14 protein-coding genes, 1 rRNA gene and 1 pseudogene are annotated in these 20,919 nt (G+C 44.5%); 11 read left to right on the top strand and 5 right to left on the bottom strand.

The genetic code is table 11. The annotated features are described in order from the left end of the window. Positions 1-56 precede the first annotated feature (56 nt). Positions 57-172: ribosomal RNA gene (gene rrf / locus SO_RS16690) — 5S ribosomal RNA — on the top strand. 542 nt (positions 173-714) lie between these two features. Here rrf and SO_RS16685 read toward each other — a convergent pair. Further along, positions 715-1,353: a DUF2057 domain-containing protein gene (locus SO_RS16685; RefSeq protein ID WP_011073395.1), complete on the bottom strand. Its 639-nt coding sequence runs from the start codon at positions 1,351-1,353 to the stop codon at positions 715-717. Positions 1,354-1,520: 167 nt separating this feature from the next. Continuing rightward, a protein-coding gene (locus SO_RS16680) for an IS3-like element ISSod1 family transposase (protein WP_141135407.1) occupies positions 1,521-2,680 on the bottom strand; the annotation gives its coding sequence in 2 pieces (ribosomal slippage) (positions 1,521-2,431 and positions 2,431-2,680; 1,161 coding nt in all). A 120-nt stretch (positions 2,681-2,800) separates the two neighbouring features. Between SO_RS16680 and SO_RS23425 the strand changes: the two genes are divergently transcribed. The 3 genes and pseudogenes from SO_RS23425 to SO_RS16670 all read left to right on the top strand — a co-directional run. Further along, entirely contained in the window at positions 2,801-2,932 is a 132-nt protein-coding gene (locus tag SO_RS23425) for a hypothetical protein (RefSeq protein ID WP_274544492.1), read from the top strand. Between the two features lie 106 nt (positions 2,933-3,038). Beyond that, on the top strand, positions 3,039-4,253 hold the full coding sequence (locus tag SO_RS16675) for an IS4-like element ISSod3 family transposase (RefSeq protein ID WP_011070548.1): 1,215 nt from the start codon (positions 3,039-3,041) through the stop codon (positions 4,251-4,253). An 11-nt stretch (positions 4,254-4,264) separates the two neighbouring features. Continuing rightward, positions 4,265-5,350 (top strand): annotated as a pseudogene (locus SO_RS16670) (IS256-like element ISSod4 family transposase); the annotation flags it as partial. A 42-nt stretch (positions 5,351-5,392) separates the two neighbouring features. Here SO_RS16670 and SO_RS16665 read toward each other — a convergent pair. Beyond that, positions 5,393-7,450, bottom strand: a complete 2,058-nt coding sequence (locus tag SO_RS16665) for a bifunctional 2',3'-cyclic-nucleotide 2'-phosphodiesterase/3'-nucleotidase (protein WP_011073394.1) — start codon at positions 7,448-7,450, stop codon at positions 5,393-5,395. Between the two features lie 683 nt (positions 7,451-8,133). On the opposite strand from SO_RS16665, the gene SO_RS16660 reads away from it, so the two are divergent. Beyond that, entirely contained in the window at positions 8,134-10,284 is a 2,151-nt protein-coding gene (locus SO_RS16660) for a M3 family metallopeptidase (RefSeq protein ID WP_011073393.1), read from the top strand. 220 nt (positions 10,285-10,504) lie between these two features. After that, entirely contained in the window at positions 10,505-11,128 is a 624-nt protein-coding gene (locus tag SO_RS16655; protein ID WP_011073392.1) for a 2OG-Fe(II) oxygenase, read from the top strand. 67 nt (positions 11,129-11,195) lie between these two features. Here the strand turns inward: SO_RS16655 and SO_RS16650 are convergent, their stop codons facing one another. Next, on the bottom strand, positions 11,196-12,437 hold the full coding sequence (locus SO_RS16650; RefSeq protein WP_011073391.1) for a dicarboxylate/amino acid:cation symporter: 1,242 nt from the start codon (positions 12,435-12,437) through the stop codon (positions 11,196-11,198). A 287-nt stretch (positions 12,438-12,724) separates the two neighbouring features. On the opposite strand from SO_RS16650, the gene SO_RS16645 reads away from it, so the two are divergent. The 5 genes from SO_RS16645 (at position 12,725) to SO_RS16625 (ending at position 19,529) form a co-directional block, all read left to right on the top strand. Beyond that, entirely contained in the window at positions 12,725-13,150 is a 426-nt protein-coding gene (locus SO_RS16645; protein WP_011073390.1) for a YqaA family protein, read from the top strand. Positions 13,151-13,291: 141 nt separating this feature from the next. Further along, positions 13,292-16,141, top strand: a complete 2,850-nt coding sequence (locus tag SO_RS16640) for a M16 family metallopeptidase (RefSeq protein WP_011073389.1) — start codon at positions 13,292-13,294, stop codon at positions 16,139-16,141. A 237-nt stretch (positions 16,142-16,378) separates the two neighbouring features. Next, positions 16,379-18,028, top strand: a complete 1,650-nt coding sequence (gshA, locus tag SO_RS16635; RefSeq protein WP_011073388.1) for a glutamate--cysteine ligase — start codon at positions 16,379-16,381, stop codon at positions 18,026-18,028. Positions 18,029-18,045: 17 nt separating this feature from the next. Further along, positions 18,046-18,489: a hypothetical protein gene (locus SO_RS16630; protein ID WP_011073387.1), complete on the top strand. Its 444-nt coding sequence runs from the start codon at positions 18,046-18,048 to the stop codon at positions 18,487-18,489. 422 nt (positions 18,490-18,911) lie between these two features. Beyond that, the gene (locus SO_RS16625; protein ID WP_011073386.1) at positions 18,912-19,529 is read left to right on the top strand and encodes a transglycosylase SLT domain-containing protein; all 618 of its coding nucleotides are present in this window, start codon (positions 18,912-18,914) and stop codon (positions 19,527-19,529) included. A 51-nt stretch (positions 19,530-19,580) separates the two neighbouring features. Here SO_RS16625 and SO_RS16620 read toward each other — a convergent pair whose 3' ends face one another. After that, positions 19,581-20,843, bottom strand: coding sequence for a sensor domain-containing diguanylate cyclase (locus tag SO_RS16620; RefSeq protein ID WP_011073385.1), 1,263 nt, complete (start codon positions 20,841-20,843; stop codon positions 19,581-19,583). Positions 20,844-20,919 lie beyond the last annotated feature (76 nt).

Genomic DNA, 20,919 nt, shown 5'->3' with positions numbered 1-20,919 from the left:
GTTCTAGGACCTAGCAGCACGCAGTGCGCTCTCGAGTCTTGTTAAAACCGAATTTGCTTGGTGACAATAGCATTGTGGTCCCACCTGATCCCATCCCGAACTCAGAAGTGAAACGCAATCGCGCCGATGGTAGTGTGGGGTCTCCCCATGTGAGAGTAGGTCATCGCCAAGCGCCTAAATAAACAAAAAAGCCCTAGCCTAAACCGCTAGGGCTTTTTTGTTTATACGCTTCGCGAAAAGCTACCTCGATGTCGGTCAATAAATGTTCCTCCAATATTGACACTTCCACCATCCTTGGCGGCCGCCCGCCGCTAAGCGGGATACCCAGCTGCGCAATACATTGCTCCGCGCGACACATCAAAATGCTGTGCATTTTAGGCAATGATGACTCGCCCCCATCTATCCCCTTCGGGGATAACAGAAAGTAGGTCATCGCCAAGCGCCTAATTTGATTTCACTAAAAGTGAAGGTAAACCGTCTTGTAAGAGAGCATAAAGTCAGCTTAATAAGCTGGCTTTTTTGTATTTAGTGTTTTCGGTTTCTGCTTGTTTAACTTTTATATTCTCCCTTAAACACCATTTCATATTGGGTTACCCTGAAGAATTTAGGCGCATAACATCAGGCCAATAAAAAGAGCAACCCAGGCTGCTCTATTCTGTATTGGGGTTAGCGTGACATGCTAGTTTGGTGCTGCGCAAAACTTAACGAATAAGCTTATTGCCCATTAATTTTGGCTTTGAACTTTGCTTTAGTAACGTCATCGGCGAGGTGATACCAATAATCCAGCATATGGCTGATTTCGGCTTGAGTTGGCGTATTAGGCGTTACAGTGTTATTCGTCATAGGAGATGATGCTTGAGGTGTGGATCGCTCTGCCATTAACGTTAATGAGGCTGGATGTTGCCCTTGGTTGTATTGAAAGATTTCCTGCTCGAAGTTTCGTCCTATCTGTAGACCATTTTTTACTAATTTATCTTGGTCAAAGTGTACGGATTGGTTGTGCTTATTCACAAGTTTGAGTGTGGGGGACTTATCAAATTGTTTTGCACTTTTAGCTGAGTTGATACTTGGTAATTCAAGCTGGAGTTGTTGATCGACTTCATTAAAGCGAATGATCAATACATCGGATTGATATTTCACTGAATTAGCTTGTTGTCGATATAGTGCATTATAGCGAAAGCTAATTTGGTTCAATCCGTTGCTAAGGGTGATAGGAGCTGCGCCTAATGGTTTTTGGCCATTGACAGTTAATAATTCTACATCGCTTGGAAGCTGTAAGATCACTTCTGCACTTGCGGGTTGAAGACTGGTGAGCAGAATGACTGAGGCTAACAGGATTGAACTGGGTTTCATAGGCTTTCTCTTGGTTGATATCACGCCTTAATGATAAGTGATATTACCAGTAACACAAAATCACGTTTACACGGTAGGATATGCCTGTAATTGGCTAGAATGCGGGTAAAAGAAAAGGCTCGCTGGGAGCCTTTTCTCGAGAGAGCAGTTTGGGTAGTGTGTACTGGTCAACCCAAACTGGACACTTTTACTTGAGAATTCTCAAACTCTACAGGTGACAGATCGTTATTAGCAGAATGAAGTCGCTCCAAGTTGTAATATTTGATGTAAGCCGTCACATCTTGCTTCATAAACTCCCTTGTTGGTTGAGCAACTTTAAAAATCCAATCGTGTTTCAAGCTACCAAAGAATCGCTCAACAACGGCATTATCCCAACACGCACCCACATCACCCATGCTGGCTCGGATACCATAGCTCGATAGCAGCCTACCGAATTGTTTACTGGTATATTGCGAGCCTCGGTCACTGTGAAATACCAGCCCTCGCGCTGGTTGTCGCAGGTTGTAGGCTTTTATTAATGCCTTGGATATCAAATCTGTGGTCATGCGTTTGTCTATGCGCCATCCCACAATCCGGCGTGAATATAAATCCATCACCACAGCTAAGTACATCCAGCCTTCACCCGTCTTTAAATAGGTCACGTCACCCGCCCAGACCTGATTAGCCGATACTGGATTAAAGTTCATGTTTAACAGGTTATCAGCCACTGCATCTGAGTGTTTTCGCTGTGTCGTCACCTTGTAAGCACATCGCTGGGTTGCTTTGAGTCGAAGGCGGTGCATAATTTTACGAACGAGATAGCGACCAACCTGGTAGCCTTCCTTGCGCAATTTCTTCACCATTTCACGATTCCCTAAGCTGCCTCGACTTTGCTTAAATAGCTGTCGAACAAGGCGATAAAGCTTCAGTGTTTCAACGCTTATCACGTTTGCAGGGCGTTTATGCCAATCGTAATAGCCTGACTTACTGACACTCATTACTCGACATAACAGTGTTATGGGAAACAGGTGAGATTGCAGTTTGATGAAACGAAATCTTACTTCATTTCTCTCGCAAAGAAGGCGCTTGCCTTTTTTAGAATTTCTTTCTCCATGCGTAATTCTTTGTTTTCTCTACGCAATCGCTTCAACTCATCACGCTCAGACTCTTCTAAGGTGATGCCTTGTTGCAGGGCTTCGTGTTTTTCCTTCCAGTTGTAAAGCAGGCTCGTGCTAACTCCAAGAGACTTTGCCGCATCGGCAACGCTATAACCTTGCTCCAGCACCATCAAGACGGCTTCATCTTTAAATGCCTGCGGATAACTCTTATGTGATTTTTTCAGACTCATATAGACCTCTTAATTTATTGACCATACTGTCTCAAAATTAAGTGTCCGATGGGATTAGACCAGAACAGTGTTCATAATTCTGTGTCATTTCAGTAAAATATTCAAAAACAGGAATGACACATGACCCAACCTTTTAACTTCGAACAAGCCCTTAAAGATCTGCAATCAGGTAAAAGCCTCACAGGTAAAGACAGCATTCTTGGCCCACTGATCAAGCAACTCACTGAAGCGGCTCTCCAGGCTGAGCTCTGAAGAATCCCCTGATGATTTTCAGATAAATCATTAAATTAGAGTGAACTTGCACCTTGAAGTGTGATCAGATGGAAGTGCGAACAAACATCAATCACAGGGCATCAAGGTGCAAGTGTTAACTATCTTACATCAATCTCTCTATCAACATTGTCCAGAAATCCATCAAAAGCGACTGAATACACTCATGGTCGCCTGCAAAGCCCTCATCAACGCGGATTGTCTCACCCTCACGCATTTAGGGCGGCACATTGATGGCACCAGCACTCATACTAAACACTCAATAAAACGCATGGATAGATTATTGGGCAACCCGCACCTTCACCATGAAAGACTGGCTGTTTATCAGTGGCATGCAAAGTGGCTGCTAACAGCACATACGATGCCGACCATACTGGTGGATTGGTCTGATATGCGTGAAGGTCGTGAACTGATTGCACTACGCGCCTCTATTGCGATTAAGGGCCGCTCTATCACGCTCTACGAGCGAACATTTCCGTTAGTACTACAAGGCACACAAACTGCCCATAATCAGTTTCTGAATGAACTCCATAAAGTGTTACCTGACAATATTACCCCGCTGATAGTCACTGACGCGGGCTTCCGTAATCCATGGTTTCGAAAAGTCGAGCAGCTCGGTTGGTATTGGCTGGGTCGTGTCAGAGGATTAAGTGTCTATCGGCTGCACCCCTTCGGTCGCCAATTTTCGCTAAAAGCGCTTTATCCCAAAGCCAGTCGTCGCGCAAAACATGTTGGGCGAGTGGCGTTATCGGTAAAGAAACCCTTGTTATGCGAGATGGTATTGTTCAGGGCTCCAAGTAAAGGCAGAAAAGGTCAGCGAAGTACGACAACAGACTGTCACCATACGGCGCAATGGACGTATGAACTAACCGCCAAAGAGCCTTGGGCACTGGTGACCAACTTGACCATAGAAGCCATGTCGCCTCAAAAACTGGTTAATATTTACCAAAAACGGATGCAAATAGAAGAAACCTTTAGAGATTTAAAAAGCCCCGCTTATGGCTTTGGTTTACGTCATAGCAGAACACGTTATGCGGCGAGGATGGACATACTGCTATTGATAGCATTATTGGTACAACTGGCATTTTGGTGGGTAGGATTATACGGAGAAACACAGCAATTACAGCGGCACTTCCAAGCCAACACGGTAAAGAAAAGGAATGTGCTATCAACAATCAGGATGGGCAAAGAACTGCTGCGGCGACGGCATGACTACCCCATATCAGCAGATGATTTGCTTTGTGCTGCGAAGAAACTAGCCCAACTCTCATTAACTCATGGTTGTTGGGGCTATGAATTATGAGGGGATCCTACAGGGCTGAGCTTGAGCAGCATTTAGCGCATGATCCTCAGCCTAATCGTAAAAATGGCAAAACCCCTAAGACCATTAAGCATCCGTCCGGTAACTTTGAGTTAGACGCTCCTAGAGACCGCAATGGCACCTTTGAGCCTCAGTTGATTAAGAAAAATCAAACTACACTAACCGATGAAATCGAACGTAAAGTGTTATCGATGTTCAGTATAGGTATGAGCTATCGCGATATTAATCAACATGTTGAAGATATGTATGGGCTCAATGTGTCTAACGCAACAGTCAGTGCTATCACTGACAAACTCATCCCCGAACTTAAAGCGTGGCAACAGCGCCCATTAGATAGCCATTATCCTATCGTTTGGCTTGATGCGATACATTATAAAGTCAAAGAGGATGGGCGTTACGTCAGTAAAGCCGTTTACACATTGTTAGCGCTTAATATGAAAGGAAAAAAGGAAATTTTGGGGCTTCACTTGTCCGAAAATGAAGGCGCTAATTACTGGCTATCCGTACTGACCGATCTTAATAATCGTGGTGTAAAAGATATTCTTATCGCCTGTGTTGACGGCTTGACCGGTTTCCCTGAGGCCATAGCCAGTATCTTCCCTCATACGGAAACACAGCTATGCGTTATCCACCAGATCCGCAACTCAATGAAGTATGTCGCCTCAAAAAATCAGAAAGCGTTTATGGCTGATTTAAAGCCTGTGTATCGAGCCGTGAGTAAAGAAGCCGCAGAGATGGCATTGGACGAACTGGAGGCCAAATGGGGTGATGCTTATCCGTTGGTAATCAACTCTTGGCGTCGCAAATGGCATAATTTGTCCCATTATTTTAAGTACCCAGAACATATCAGGAAAGTGATTTACACGACCAATGCGGTTGAGGCTGTACATCGCCAATTTAGAAAGCTCACCAAAACCAAAGGTGCATTTCCTAATGAAAATAGCTTGTTGAAGCTACTTTACGCAGGCATATTAAACGCCTCAGATAAATGGACCATGCCAATCCACAATTGGAGCCTTTGTTTATCTCAGTTAGCGATTTATTTTGAAGGACGTTTAGATAGCGTGCTAGAAATTTAAAAATTAGCCTGACACAGAATTTTGAACGCCCTCGCAGTTTGATTATTTCGTTTTATCTTGGCTTAAATTAATGCTGTAAACCGCGAAACCGAGTTCATCTTTGCTGATCTTTTTCATTTCGCGTTGTTTATTCGCTTCGATAAAGGTAGCTGCTTTGTCGCTATCTTGGGTTTGGAAACGAATATCCAACGTAACGTTTGTATTGATAGTTTTAAAATCCCAGTTGTAATCAGCACTTGGGTTTACCATACCTTCGTACTTGCCTGTTGCTTCATTGTACTTAGATTGCGCCGTGATATAGGCCGCTAAGGCTTCACGGTTGGTATCTGGCAGTTCCAGAACTACATGGTCACTGCCTGTGCCTGCGAACTTACCACCAAAGGCGCGATAGTTATTTGAGGCCACGATAAATTCTTTAGCCGCAAATTCTTCGCCAGTGAATACTTTACCATTTTCATCGGTATATCTTAAATCGACGATACGGTTAGCACTCGCGTTGACGACTGCACAATCTCGGTCGAACTTGCTTGGTTGGGTGACATCAATCTTATAGGTTAAGCCATCGAGTACGTCGAAGTTATAAGTTGGGTGGCCATCCCAGTTGATTAATTCCTGTGGCGCCGTTTGGGTTGGATCGATTTGTTTAAACTGGTTTGCTGAACATTCTAACCAGTCTTTAAGCTCTGCACCTGTGGCTTTTACTGCCACCATGGTATTGGGGTAGAGGTAAAGATCGGCGGCGTTTTTGAAGGTTAATGCACCTTTATCCACCTGCACATATTGGTCAGCATCGCTAGTGGTGCCATGGCGACCACCGGCTTTAAAGGGGGCTGAGGCGGATAATACGGGCAGATTCTTTAACGCCTCGGGTAATTTAGCTTTGACGTTAGCAATTTGGGCATCCGAGACGATTTGTACCGTTGGATCGTCTTGCACTAAGGTCAAGAAGCTATACATATCCGCAGCAGCAATGCCAATAGGCTGATCTACGAAGGTTAAAGTGCCTTGGTGCTCAGCCGCTACTGCATCAATAATTTCTTGGTCACGCTCCACTAATGGTGTTTTAGTGGCGCCATCATAGATAGGACGCGCTTTCGTCGAGGCGCTTAGTACCGACCACTTACCGTCTTTACGCTCCAGTTTAAAATCGACTACACCTAAGTTATCGCCCCAGCGTCCTGGCATAACCGCTGGTACACCATTTAGCAAACCTTTAGTGACGTCTGTATTAGGCAAATCGGCATATTTTGCATCAGGGAAGATGGAGTGGCTGTGACCAAACATAATCGCATTAATATCTTTTACATTTGTTAATGCGTAGGTGGCGTTTTCAGCCATTGGATCGCCTGGATTTTCCGTTGAGCCGATACCAGAGTGGGGGATTGCGATAATTAAATCAGCGCCTTTGGCTTTCATTTCAGGCACATACTTTTTCGCGGTGGCAACGATATCTTCAACGGTGACTTTACCCGTGAGATTTTGTTTATCCCACAATAAAATTTGTGGTGGCACAAAACCAATATAACCAATTTTAATGGTTTGGTTATTGCCTTCACTATCGATGATTTGTTTTTCTTTAATGATATAAGGGGTGAATAAATGTTCACCTTTTTTTACACCATTCCAGCAGCCATCATCATCGGCACAATATACGTTGGCGTTAATATAAGGGAATTTTGCACCATGGAGTGATTTATTTAAGAAGTCTAAACCATAGTTAAATTCGTGGTTACCAATATTACCGACTTCATAGTCTAATAGGTTCATTGCTTTATAGGCTGGGTGAACATCACCCATTTGCAGACCGACTTTCGCCATATAGTCGCCCATTGGACTTCCTTGGAGTAGGTCGCCGTTATCCACCAGAACACTGTTTTTCGATTCGCTACGAGCAGCATGGATTAAACTTGCGGTACGCACAAGACCGATTGTTGGGTCCACTTTACCACTGTAGTAGTTGAAATCCATGATATTGGTGTGCAGATCTGTGGTTTCAAGTACACGTAAATCCGCTTGAACAATTGGTTCATCATCTGAGCCACAGGCGCTTACACCAAGGGCGGCAGTGATCATCACTGCGAGTAGTTTTTTATTTAACATTATTTTCTCTATTTATATTTATGTGACCCAAATACATGTTCTATTTTGAACATGTACATCATCCTGTTAATTCATGCGCTGAACACGATTAAGTGTATAAGTGCTGAGTTAACGAACGGGGATTATAAAGACATTTGGTGTTATGAATGTGACATTAATTGGATAAAGGGTGTTTAAAATTGTGACAGCAAACTTTATTGGTTAAATTGCATACAGTTAGGCGAGTTTTTACTTTGTCGTAGGTTAATTAATTGTTGCTCACTGTTTGTTGATGATAATTAATATTTGTTGGATTTATGATTTAAATTTGAATCCATTTTTATGCTGTTATTGAGTTTCATGTCATTGGTACTTAATTGTTTTAATCTAACATTATATTTTTAAATTAAAATATTTAATTTAATTTAGCTTTGTTTGTATTCGGCGATCATTCGCCTGAAGATGAACATCACAGTAGATCGTGTGTTGATTTGTGGTGGAGGTTCATCACACATAAAGAGATACAAATTAGCCTTGAATCTCCAGTTCGAAAGCTTGGCTGAATGACTGTGAACTTGCTAAGGTTGTGCTTCAACAGCGAGCGTATCTATCGATATGTCTGTTGGAAGATAAGCCAAAATCCGTTGCTTGTACCTTCACTTAAAAAATATAAAGAAAGGACAGTAACACTCTAGGGAGTTCCTATGCGTAAGTCTGTTATTACTACCGCTGTTGCCGCGGCGTTGTTTTTGGGTGCCTGTTCTGAAAATTCTGCTGTCAATACTGAAGCGACCAATGCTGTCGCAACCCAAGTTGCTCCAACCACAGCTCAAGCCAGCGCGAGCAATGTATTGTTGAGCAAGAGTCCACTGCAGGATCAAGCCCCTCAATTTAATTTGATTAAGAGCTCGGATTATGCACCCGCCTTTGCGCAGGGGATAAAAGAGCATGAGGCTCAAATCGCAGCGATTATTGCCAATAAGCAGTTGCCTAGCTTTGAGAATACTATTCTCGCAATGGAAACCTCAGGTGAGTTGTTGACCCGAGTTTCCCGCACCTTCTTCAATCTTGCTGGTTTGATGTCGGATGACAACATTCAAAAAACAGAAGCCGATTTAGCGCCTAAATTATCGGCTCATCGCGATAATATTTACCTCGATCCAAGCTTATTTGCCCGTGTTGAGGCGGTATATCAACAACGAACCAATTTAAATGCTGAGGATAAGCACTTAGTTGAGTTCTATTACGATCAATTTGTACGTGCTGGCGCCAAATTATCCGATGTCGATAAAGCCAAAATGCGTGACTATAATGCCGAGCTCGCTACGCTTGCGACTGAGTTTTCGCAAAATAGTTTAAAGTCATTTAAAGATGATGTGATTGTTGTGACTGACAAGGCACTGTTAGACGGATTATCTGACAGCGAAATCGCCACTTTAGCCGCTGCGGCGCAAGCGGCGGGCAAAACCGGTTATTTGATCAGTTTAGTGAACACAACTCGTCAGCCGATTCTTACAAGTTTAAACAACCGTGAACTTCGCCAAAAAGTTTGGCAAACCTCAGCCCACAGAGCTATTGCCAACAATGGCCCATTGATTGTAAAAATGGCGCAAATTCGTGCTAAGAAAGCCAATTTACTCGGCTTTGACACGTGGGCTTCCTATGCAGTGGCCGATCAAATGGCCAAAACGCCTTCTGCCGTTTACGAGATCTTAGATGATCTCGCGCCTAAAGCCCTGGCTCGTGCTAAAGTGGAAGCGGCTGATATTCAAGCTGAAATCAAAAAAGCGGGCGGTGATTTTGAGTTACAACCATGGGATTGGTCTTTTTACGCAGATAAAGTTCGTAAGGAAAAGTATGCTCTTGATGAAAACAGCATTAAACCTTACTTTGAATTTAACTCAGTATTGAAAGATGGTCTGTTCTTCGCGATGCATAAACTCTACGGCATTAGCGTCAAACCCCGAACTGATTTACCTGTTTGGCACAGTGATGTGCTGGCCTTTGAGGTTTTCGATAAAGACAACAGTTCTATCGGCTTATTCTATCTCGACCCTTATGCCCGTGAAGGCAAGGGCGGCGGTGCTTGGATGGATGAGTTTGTCACTCAAAGTGGCTTACTGGGCACTAAGCCTGTGGTGTATAACGCGCTTAATATTCCAAAACCTGCAGAGGGGCCAACCCTGATGACCTTCGATGAAGTGACAACCCTGTTCCATGAGTTTGGTCATGCGGTGCACGGTTTATTCTCTAAGGTGAAATACCCGAGCGTGGCAGGCACTTCTACAGCACGTGACTTTGTGGAGTTTCCATCCCAAGTCAACGAAGACTGGAATATTGATCCTGCCGTTATTGCCAATTACGCCAAGCATTATCAAACCGGTGAGCCAATTCCTAAAGCCTTGCTCGATAAGATTTTAGCTGCGAATAAATTTGGTCAGGGTTTTGATACCGTTGAGTATTTAGCGGCTGCATTACTCGATATGGAATGGCATTCAATCGGTGCGGATACGAAAATTACCGATGTGGAGCAGTTTGAGCATCAAGCTTTGGCAAAACATGGCCTTGATTTTGCGCCGATCCCACCGCGTTATAAGTCGAGTTATTTTAGCCATGCTTTCTCAGGTGGTTACTCTGCCGGATATTATGCTTATCTGTGGACTGAGGTGTTTGCTGCCGATGCTTTTGCTTATATGGGGCAGCATGGAGGCCTAACCCTCGAGAATGGCAATAAATTCCGTGGGGCCGTATTGTCTAAGGGCAACAGTGAAGATTTGATGCAGAATTACATCAACCTAACTGGTCAAAAACCGACGACCAACGCGCTCTTAAAACGTCGTGGTTTAGTCGAATAATCGATTCCATGTAAAATGTGCCAAAGGCTTGATAAGACAATCTATCAAGCCTTTATTCGTACTATTGTTTTTCGATAATCTTTACTCTAAAATCCGGCCGAATTTGACTGTGGGATTGTTTCCCGTATCGACGCCCCTCGAAAATCAGGCTCAGTTTCCCCTCCCTTTGAGCCCTTGAGTACAGCTAAAGCGTAGCCTCTTTTTATTGGATGTAGCATTAATGGTTTCGCAATTGAGTGAATCAGTGCTGGATGTGATCGCTGACGCCTTGGTGGATAAAGGCTATATCTTTTTACCCGAGTTAGTGCCTGCCCATATAAGCCAAGTTTTATTGGAAAAAGTGCAAGCGACAGAAATACATGAGCTAAAAGCGGCCTCCATCGGACGTGGTGCAGAACAACAACTTAACCCCGATATTCGCCGTGATCGGATCCAGTGGTTGGACGAGCAGCATGAGCCTGACTCGCTTTATTTGGATTTGATGATGCAATTAAAAGAGGGGCTCAATCGTCGCTTATTTATGGGCTTGTTTGACTATGAAAGCCATTATGCGGTGTACCAACCTGGTGCCTTCTATAAAAAGCATGTGGATGCATTGAAAGGTAGCCAAAACCGTATTTTAACGACAGTCTTTTTCCTTAATCCTGACTGGATACCCGAACATTGTGGTGAGTTAGTCATTTTTGATGAAGATGATAACGAGATTGAGCACATCGCGCCAAAAATGGGGCACTTTGTGATTTTCTTAAGTGAGCGTTTTCCCCATGAGGTGACAAAAACCTTAGCTAAACGCAACAGTATTGCGGGTTGGTTTAGGGTGAGCAATAGCGTGCATGGCTTTTAAAAGGGCTAAAAAAACCACCTTAGTTAAGGTGGTTTTTTGTATACAGTTATCCAATCCTGGGTATTAGTTAGGCTAACGACGCTTGCGTATCCTTAGCATTAAACTGTTCAACATCTAGTTCATTTTCTGACTTACCTATCACGACGGCTGTCATCATATCGCCAGTGACGTTTGTCGTTGTTCGGATCATATCGATAATGCGATCGATTGAGGCAATAAAGGCGATACCTTCGAGCGGTAAACCAATCACACCTAAGGTCACAGTCAACATCACCATGGCACTACCGGGAACACCTGCGGTGCCGACAGAAGCGATGGTCGCGGTCACGGCGATCATCACATAATCTAAGGTATCGAGTGGAATACCATAAATCTGGGCGATAAAAATCGCGGCAATCGCAGGGTAGATTCCGCCACAGCCATCCATGTTCATGGTGGCGCCTAGTGGCATGACAAAGGCACTGTAACGCTTAGAAACACCCATGGTTTCAACCGCTCTCGTACTTGCGGGCAACGTGCCAAAGCTTGAAGAAGTGCTGAATGCAACTAATTGAGCTGGCAATGCTTTACGGAAAAATTGTATCGGGCTTAATCCTGCTAATTTCACAAAGCCACCATACACAAAAATCATATGTACAAGGGCTGCAATGTAGATTGCGGCAATAAATTTGCCTAAGGGTAGCAGGGTCGATAAACCATACTCACCAACTACCCAAGCCATTAAACCAAATACACCAATAGGGGTGAGTTTGAGCACCATGCGAGTCAGTTGAAACATCACTTCGGCGCCCGCTTCAATTGTGCGTTTTAGCGGCTCAGCCTTCTCGCCGACCTTGTTAATTGCAATCCCCACTAATGCTGCAAACACAATGATTTGCAGCACTTTACCTTCGGCCAGTGAAGCAAATGGATTGATAGGGATCATATCGAGTAGCACCTGCGCAAACCCAGGGATATTGCGTTCACGGACTTCTGTCGTGGCCAGTTGCATGGTGCCACCCATATCGATAAGCGAACCAACGGCTAAACCGATTAACGAGGCGATTGTACCTGTTAGCATAAACATGCCTAAGGTCTTAATGCTTAGGCGTTTTAGATTGGTTTGAGAACCTAGCGAGGTAATACTTACCACGATAGAGCAGAAGACCAGCGGGGCAACAAGCATCTTAATTGCGCTAATAAACAGATCACCCAGAGGTTTGAGCACTGTTGCGCTTTCGCCTAACAGTACACCAACGAGCGCACCTAAAATGAAGCCTGTAAGGACTTTTTGCCAAAAAGGGATGCGGCTAATAGTTTGAAGGATCATGCGTTTTCCAAAAATATATCATTACAAGCCCATAGACCTGAGATGCTAGTATGTGCATCCACTTGAAGTGAATGAACTTATACCAAGTGGCGCGTCAGGTACAGGACAATTTCTGCCATTAAAAACATTGTATCGGTAGTGATAGGGTTATAACAAACCGATTTTCTTATAACTTATTGTGATAAATGAGTTTGTTGTGAAATGGTTGGTTATTACATCGTTTTAACGCTAAGGTTGCAGCCAAATATTTAATGTAAAAAATTATTAATTTCATAGAGTAAGCTTTTATGTCTGACTTGATTATCATGTTTTCGGGGGCCTTTTTGGCGGCCACCTTGTTACCGGGGGGATCTGAAGTTTTACTGGTCGGCCTGTTAAATAAAGTCCCGCAAGCCTGGCTATCATTAGTCGCCGTAGCCAGTATGGGTAATACCTTAGGGGCGATGACGAGTTTTTATCTCGGGCGTTTAGGGCGGTTTGCTAAATCCCCAGAGGCGTTGAGTGAGGGCAAACACGCTAAAGCGTTAACGTTAATTGAGCGTTATGGTGTGTGGTCACTATTACTGTCGTGGGCACCGATTATCGGGGATGTCTTATGCTTATTAGCTGGTTGGTTAAAGCTCCCAATGCGACTCGCATTAATCGTGATTTTTATCGGTAAAACCGTTCGTTATCTTGTAGTTGCCGCTGCAACATTACATTGGCTTGGTTGATTTTTTAACGGGCTGTTCGGTTAAAGTGGCGTAGCTTAGCAAAGGAAGTCATTGTATTGCTTGGAACTTTACTGTGACTTTAGAGTCTTAACTGATTATTAGTAGTGCGCTTTGAGCTGGGACTAATTTTTTAGCCCATTTATGTATAAGGGGAATACTTTGAAAAGATGGATATTAGCCGTCGCGATTTCCGCGGCTCTTGCAGGTTGTGCCACCGAAACCTCAACCAAATTACCCGCAGGCGTAACGTTAATTGAAAATGTGCAATTGACGGACTCTCAAGTCGGTATTCCCTATAAAAAATATCAGCTTGCCAATGGCCTTACCGTGATTTTGCATCAGGATCGCTCAGATCCTTTAGTACACGTCGATGTGACCTATCATGTCGGCTCAGCCCGTGAACTCGCTGGTCGCTCTGGGTTCGCCCATTTGTTTGAACATATGATGTTCCAAGGTTCGGAGCATGTTGCCGATGAGCAACATTTTGAGGTGGTGACTGAGGCGGGCGGCACGCTTAATGGCTCCACCAATACCGATAGAACCAACTATTTTGAAACCGTGCCCAACAATCAGCTTGAGAAAATGCTCTGGCTTGAGTCTGACCGTATGGGCTTTTTATTGCCAGCACTGACCAGTGAAAAATTTGAAGTACAGCGCGAGACGGTAAAAAATGAGCGCGCTCAGCGGATTGATAATCAACCCTATGGTCGAATGAGCGAGCGCTTTAATCAGGCCATGTTCCCTGTCGGGCATCCATACTCTTGGCCTGTGATTGGCTGGCCAGAGGATCTTAACCGCGCGACAGTGGATGATGTGAAGCACTTTTTCCAGCGTTGGTACGGTCCTAATAATGCCACACTGACCATTGGTGGTGATTTCGATGAGCTGCAAGCCTTGGCTTGGGTCAATAAATACTTTGGTGAAATTCCCCGTGGTCCAGAGGTTCAGCCCGAGCCTAAGACCTTAGTTACGATTGATAAAACGCGTTATCTCTCAATGGAAGATAACGTACATTTACCCTTGATCCGTATTGGTTTTCCGACTGTGTATGCCAACCATCCCGATGAGGCGGCGCTGGATTTGTTAGCTAACATTTTGGGCGGCGGTAAAACCTCTTTAGTCTATAAAAATTTGGTCAAAGATGGCTATGCTGTGCAGGCTAGTGTGAGCCAACCCTGTCAAGAGTTGGCGTGTCAGATGTCGATTTATGCCTTAGCCAATCCGCAAAAAGGGGTTACCCTTGCCGAACTTGAGCAGCGCATTTTAGCCTCGATTAATGAGTTTGAGCAGCGCGGTGTGACCGACGACGATTTGCAAAAAGTCAAAGTGCAATTTGAGGCCGATACCATTTTTGGTCTGCAAAGTGTCAAAGGTAAAGTGTCTAACTTGGCGCTTAATCAAACCCTGTTTGGTAAGCCCAATAAGATTGCTTCCGACCTTGCTCGTTACGCTAACGTTACTAAAGACGATGTGATGCGCGTATTTAAAAAATACATCAAAGACAAACCTATGGTGGTGATGAGTGTGGTGCCGCAGGGGATGACTGCGTTAGTTGCCCATCCTGATAACTTCATTGCGCAAATGCTGCCAGTCGCCCAAACGGCGGTTGAAGGTGAATTGCCTAACGCTAAATTGGTTTCAAGCTTTGATCGTTCAAAAATGCCCGCAACGGGTGCCGCGTCTGTGCTTAAAGTGCCGCAAATCTGGACCAGCAAGTTAGCCAACGGCATTGAAGTGATGGGCACTCAAAGCATTGAGACTCCAACAGTTGAGTTGGTGATTTATCTTAATGGTGGTCATCGATTAGTCCCCGTCGAAAAGGCGGGACTGGCAAGTTTAACCGCAGAAATGCTCAATGAATCGACCCAAAAACGTAGCAGCGAGCAATTGTCGCAGGCGCTCGAGGTGTTAGGCAGCACGGTCGATTTTAGTGCATCGGAGTATCAAAGCACGATTAAGGTCTCTGCGCTCACTGAGCATTTGGATGAAACCTTAGCCATTTTAGAAGAAAAGCTGTTTGAACCAGCCTTCAATGAGGCTGATTTTGCTCGGGTGAAGCAGCAACAACTCCAGCAAATTCAGCATATGCAGTCGAATCCGAGTTATCAGGCCAGTGCGGCGCTGTATAGCTTGCTCTATGGTAATAATAACGCCCTTGGGGTCAGTGATACGGGGACCTTAGATTCAGTCGCGGCACTGACACTCGCGGATGTGCAGGCGTTTTATGCCGAGCAATACCGTGGTGCTAATGCCAAAATCATTACCGTGGCGAATCTTCCCGAAACTGCGTTGTTACCAAAACTTGCAGGATTAAGCCAATGGCAAGGTGAGGCTAGCGTATTGCCGCCGCTCAAATCATTCCCTGCGCTTAAAGGGGGGATCATTTACCTGATTGATAAGCCGGGGGCTGCTCAGTCGGTGATCAATATAGCGAAACGTGCCTTACCCTATGATGCAACAGGTAATTATTTTAAATCGTATTTAATGAACTACCCGCTTGGTGGGGCTTTTAATAGCCGTATTAACCTTAACCTACGTGAGAATAAGGGCTATACCTATGGGGCTCGTACAAACTTTTCGGGTACGGGGGAAGTAGGTGAGTTTATCGCCTCAAGTGATGTTCGTACCGATGTAACAGCCAAAGCCGTAAATGAATTCATTAATGAAATCAAAGCATATCAGCAACAAGGAATGACAGATACCGAGCTTACCTTTATGCGAAACTCGGTCTCCCAAGGGCAGGCACTGGATTATGAGACGCCTTATCAGAAGGCGGGTTTTATGCGGATGATCCAGCGCTATCAATTGAGCCAAGATTTTACTACCGAGCAGGACAAAATTATAAATACTGTAACAAAAGATGAACTCAATGCCCTCGCGGCTTCCGAGCTAGATATCTCGAAAATGATTATCTTAGTTGTTGGTGATAAGGCTAAAATTGAAGCGGATTTAGCAACTTTAGGCTATCCAATTGAAACTTTAGTATTGTAAATTAGCTTTTTGGCCTTATATACACCCAATAAACCTAAAGATACAAGTTTCAACCTCTTTAGGTTAGTTGGGCATAAATTGCTGACAAGCTAATTGTGTAGCACAACGTGGCTGCTAGTCTAAAGTGTTAGATTGCAAGACGGTGGCAGCATTAGCTGTCACCGTCTGTGTTTAATGGCAGAAGAATGTAACTTGGCTTGTCCCATGGACAGATTTAGATTTATTTTGAAGTGTATTTTGAAAGATAAGCCTCAAAATAAAGGTCTTACTGTTAACCTTGTCGCGATAGCGAATAACCAACCAGAGAAGCGCAAATTGAAGCCATTCAATGAATTAGTACAACATTTCTCGGACGCTCAAGGGCGCGCCGCACTTCTTGGCATGTTACGTGGAATTGAGCGTGAAGCGTTGCGTATTGATGAGTCTGGTTACTTAGCGCTAGATGGTCATCCCCTCGAGTTGGGGTCGGCATTAACCCACTCGCGTATTACGACGGACTACAGTGAAGCGCTGCTTGAATTTATTACGCCTGTTAATCATCAGGTTGAGTCGCTATTGCAGGGATTAACTGAGACCCATGCCTACAGTGTGCGCCATTTGCATGGGCAGCGGCTGTGGCCTGTCAGCATGCCCTGCTATGTTAAAGATGAGGCGAATATCCCCATTGCTCGGTACGGAACATCTAATACAGGTAAGATGAAAACCTTGTATCGTAAGGGCTTAACTTACCGTTATGGCGCCCTCATGCAGATTATCTCTGGGGTGCATTTTAACTTTTCGGTGTCGCAAGAACTGTGGCAAAGTCTCTATGAACTGAGCGATAAAAGCTTGAGCTTTGATGACTTTATTTCAGAGTCTTACTTTGGTCTTATCCGTAATTATCGCCGTTTAGTTTGGGTCTTACCTTATCTGTTTGGTGCTTCACCAGCGCTGTGTAACTCGTTTATCAAAGGCCAAAAAACCGATTTACGCTTTGAGAAGTCGGGACGAGGCACTTTGTATTTACCCTATGCAACGTCGCTGCGGATGAGCGATCTGGGGTATACCAATAAAGAGCAGGCCGACCTCAATATCAGCTACAACTCCCTGCCAGAGTATCTTGCGGGGATTCGAGCTGCGATTAAGATGCCATCGGCAAACTTTGCCAATATTGGCGTTAAGGTTGATGGTGAATATCGTCAACTCAATGCTAACGTGCTGCAAATTGAGAACGAATTTTACTCACCCATCCGTGCTAAACGGGTGACAAAAAGTGGTGAGAAACCCTCTGAGGCCCTTGCTCGCGCTGGGGTGGAATATATTGAGGTGCGTGCATTAGATGTCAATCCCTTTAGCCCTATTGGGATTGAGGCAAGCCAAGTGCGCTTCCTCGACTTATTCTTACTCTATTGTTTACTAACACCATCACCTAAGTCAGATGCCGCTGAAGAGGCACGATTAAGCGCCAACTTAAAGTCAGTGGTACTTGAGGGACGTAAGCCCGGACTCGAGCTGCACACGGCAACGGGAACATTATCATTACAGACATGGCTCTTGGAGCTATTTGATAACTTATCGTCACTGGCAGTATTACTCGACGGTGAAACGAATGCTTATCAAGCAGCCTTAGCCCATTGGCGAGACGCTGTGGTTGATCCGCAGAAAACCTTGTCTGGCCAAGTTCTTCAGCAATTGGTTACTAAAGGGCAAGATCATGGGCAGTGGGTGATGTCTTTGGCACAGCAATACCATCAATATTTCATCGATTACCCATTATCCTCAGAAGCAGCAAGTGATTATGACGCTGAGGCGCAAAGTTCGTTAGCCAAACAAGTGGAATTAGAGGCTGCACAGAGCGCGGTATCCTTAGATGATTATCTGACTGACTATTTCGGTGCGCCAGCCTAATGAGTCAAGGTGTGAAGATGCGGACATTTATTCTCGCTGCCAGTTTGCTTGGGTCTACTGCGTTACTCTCTGGTTGCGCTTCATCCCCTGAAGATGATTTAAGTTGTGGTACGGTATCGGGCTATTTGCAACCCGATGCTAGTACCCATTGGTATCGAGTGGTGGTGACTCATCTAGATGGTAAGCCTGTGGTCTCAAAGCCTAATTATCAATTAGCACCTGGGGAATATGAGTTTACCGTTGCCGAGTTGATTGATGCTCCATCGCTTGGGGTGTCCCTCAGTGCACGAACGCCAAAAACCTTCACATTAATGGTGGAAGGGCACCAGCGTTACCACATAGGAGCATTATTCCACACGGATAAACGCTACATGGGTAAAGATACTAACTATTGGGAGCCCGGTGTGTGGCAGCAAGAAAATCATGACTGTCAGTTTGATTTGAGTCCTGAAACAAAATAGCTTGTGTTAACAATGGATTGTCATTTCTGCTAATGAGTGTTGCCTGAACTTATACCAATCGTATTAAATATCTGTTCATTCAGCGGGAGTTAAACGGGCTTTAGACAAGGCGAAGGCTTGAAGGCATAGTGGCGCTCTGTCGAAAGCCTTAAACGCAGTATAAAGCCCGTTCAACCCCGCCCTTCGGGAGCCTCACAGGCATCTCACTCCCGTGTTACATTGACTTAAAAGGGAATAACCATTTCTTCGTCAATGCGCCTTGGATTGAGATGCCTGTGAGGCTCTGAACTGATTAGATATTTAATGTGATTGGTATTAGGCGCTTAAGTGATTTTGACGCCAAAAACAGATTTGAGGCTTTGGCGTATTCTACTACTGTGCGATGATGAGCCGTTTTTATTACTTGGGAGAATAAGCGCTTCATGAATTGGCTTTCGACAACTCTGTTATGTACATCCATAGGTTTACTGTCTGGCTGCGCCACTTCTCCGCCTAAATCTCCTGAAAACATTTGCGATATTTTCCAAGAACATCGTTCATGGTATGAAGCCGCAAAGGATACCCGCGATAAATGGGGTGTACCAGTGCATGTACCTCTGGCGATGATGTATCAAGAAAGCTCGTTTAAACATAATGCGGCGCCGCCGATGGAGTACTTCTTAGGCTTTATTCCCATTGGACGTGCCAGTGATGCCTATGGTTATGCGCAGGCAAAATCTATGACATGGGACGACTATGTTCGCGAGACGGGGAACAGTTGGTCATCGCGCAGTAATTTTGATGATGCTATAGATTTTATGGGCTGGTTTATTTATAAGACCAATAAAATCAATGGGATTTCTAAGTGGGATGCGAGAGCGCAATACCTCAATTATCACGAAGGTTGGGGAGGTTATCGTCGGGGCTCTTATAAGTCTAAGGCATGGTTAGTGAAGGTTGCCGCTAAGGTCGATGACAGAGCGAAGCGTTACGCGGCGCAATATAAAACCTGTCAGAAAGATTTAGACTCCTCTTGGCTGCGGCGCTTATTTTTTGATTAACCTTGCGCCCATGCACTAGGAACTTATTGACTATAAGCTGTTGCCGAATGCTTATTGCGGCAGCTGATTATTGGCCACAATGGCTTTGAGTGCATTAACGGCCTGTTTTTTACCGCGCTTTTGCTCATACATCGCATTATCAGCCTGTTTAAAAGACTTAGCCCAATCATTATCGTAGGGGGCGATGCCCACACTAAAATTGAGATTTAGGGGCGATTCATGATGTAACTTAAGGCGCATGGCATCCAGATCGTTTTCGATTAGTTCAAGCGGGCCATGGCATAGGGCTACAAACTCATCACCACCAAACCGAGAGATAATGCCTTTGTGTTTCCAGAAACCTAGGATTGTTTTAGCGACTTCTTTTATTGCCACATCGCCGACCTGATGCCCCTGTTGATCATTGATAATTTTGAGATTATCCATATCAATAATCACTAAAAAGCTGCCTAAATGAGCCTTCGGCTGCCAATGCTGTAAGGCATCTTCAAAGTTTTTGCGGTTATAGAGCCCTGTTAGGTTATCGAAATTGGCGAGCTTGGTGATTTGCAGCGACTTTTGATACAAGGCAATGGCGTTGCTGGCCTCATGGGTGAGGATGGAGACCAAATTACGGTCGTAGTCGTTAAAGGCGCCAACGCTGCTGCTGTCGAGGTTAAGCATGCCGTAAAGTTTGCCATCAATTCGTATTGGGCTGGAGAGTGTGGAGCGTATTGGTTGCTTGGCTGCTGTAAGCAGTACCTGCTGTTGTTCATTTGTTAGTGTGCTTGCGGCATTGATATTTTTCATATCATCCACGACCACTACACGGTCACATTTACCCTTGGTGAGTCGATACTCGAAGGATTGTTCAAGGGAAAAGTTCAGTCTTTTTAGCTTGTTAAGATCGAGTCCCACGACGGATTCAAAATGTAGCTTGTGGTTATCCTCACTGACCTTGATGATGCTGCCCATTTCCGCGCCATTAATAATACAGACGGCTTTATTGAGTAGGGCATCGAGAAATGCATGCTCATTTTTATATTGGCTTGATAGGTGGGCAAGTTCATAAATGGCATCATTAATACTGACAACCTGCTCTAAGTGTTGCCATAGGCGAGTTAAACGCCCCTGATGCAGATAGTAAATTAAGCTATAGGTAACGACATAGATAAGGCAGACAAACAGCAGGGGGAGAATGGTCCAGCCTTCTGTCGGGGCATTAAAAACAAACAATAAAACAAAGAGGACTATCGGTATAATCAACAGCAAGAGATGATAGCGATAATCCAAGCGATCTATAGTCTTACGTTTAAAATTATCCCTTAATTTCACTCGGCAGTTCCTTTATTCGTGCTTCGACTAGCCTGATTTTATCACCATATCACTCATTCACGCTGAGTATGATAAG

The sequence above is a fragment of the Shewanella oneidensis MR-1 genome (assembly GCF_000146165.2).
In the GTDB taxonomy this organism is placed as follows: domain Bacteria; phylum Pseudomonadota; class Gammaproteobacteria; order Enterobacterales; family Shewanellaceae; genus Shewanella; species Shewanella oneidensis.
This window is presented reverse-complemented; position numbering and strand designations above follow the sequence as displayed.